This window comes from Microtetraspora fusca, assembly GCF_001570365.1.
Lineage (GTDB): Bacteria > Actinomycetota > Actinomycetes > Streptosporangiales > Streptosporangiaceae > Microtetraspora > Microtetraspora fusca.
In genome coordinates, this window is record NZ_BBYK01000037.1 from 1 (window position 1) to 1,277 (window position 1,277).

Annotated in this window: 1 protein-coding gene; it reads right to left on the reverse strand. The window is 64.4% G+C overall.

The annotated features are described in order from the left end of the window. Nucleotides 1-1,223 (reverse strand): condensation domain-containing protein (locus AWQ68_RS00195; RefSeq protein WP_245655679.1); only part of this gene is annotated, 1,223 nt, incomplete at its 3' end. Between the last annotated feature and the right edge of the window lie 54 nt (nucleotides 1,224-1,277).

Consider the following 1,277-nt stretch of genomic DNA (forward strand, 5'->3'; position numbering starts at 1 on the left):
ACGAGGGGAAGCTCGGAGATCGGCCGCTCCGGATCCGCGACCCCCGCCTCCACCACCAACCCAAACGCCGTAACAAACCGCTCGATCGTCACCCGATCAAACAACTCCGTCGAATACTCAACAAACCCCTCCACCCCACCACCGGCCGCCTCCCACACCTGAACCGACAAATCAAAAGCCGCCGACCGCACCTCAACCGGAACCGGCTCCACCACCACCCCCGACCCCAAATCACCCCCCGCCTCCGGCGCGTTCTGCACCACCAACGCCACCTGAACGAACGGCATCACCCCCGCCACCCGAGCCGGAGCAACCTCCTCCACCACCCGATCAAACGGCACATCCTGATGCCCGAACGCCCCCACCGCCGTCACCCGAGAACGCCGCACCACCTCAGCGAAACCCGGATCCCCCGCCACATCCGTCCGCAACACCAACGTATTCACGAAAAACCCGACCAGCTCCTCCAACTCCGGCATGGTCCGATTCGACGCGAACGTCCCCACCACCACATCAGAAACCCCGCAATACCGCGAAACCACAACATTCAACACACCAAGCAAACCCATGAACAACGTCGCACCCTCAACCCGGCACACCCCCGAAAGCCCCGCCACCACACCCGCATCCAGCCCGAACGCCAACCGCGCACCCGCACCCGACCGACGAGCCGGCCGAACCCGATCCACCGGCAACTCCACCACCGACGGCGCACCCGCCAAAGCCCGCCGCCAAAACCCCACCTGCTCCTCCAGAACACCCCCCGACAACCACTCCCGCTCCCACACCACGAAATCCGAAAACGACACCGCCAAATCCGGAAGAACACCCCCCGAATACAGCACCCCCAAATCCGACAGAAACACCGACCCCGACCAGCCATCGAAAACAATATGATGAGCCGCCACGATCAACACATGCTCAGCCACCCCCAAACGCACCAAACGGAAACGCGCGACAGGACCCGCCGCCAAATCAAAAACCCGATCCCCCTCCTCGCTGATAAACGCCTTTAATTCGAGGACACGCGCATCCTCCGAAGCCCCCGACAAATCCACGAACTCCACCGGAACATCACCCGGCGGCTCGACCACCATCACCGGCTCGCCGTCCACCCCCACAAACCGCGACCGCAACACCTCATGCCGCGCCACAACCGCCGCGACCGCCGCCGCCAACCGGTCCACATCCAGCAGTCCACGGAGCCGCAGCGGCCACACCACGCAGTAATCCCGCGAACCCCCCACCACCCCGTCCACGAACCACAACCGCCGCTG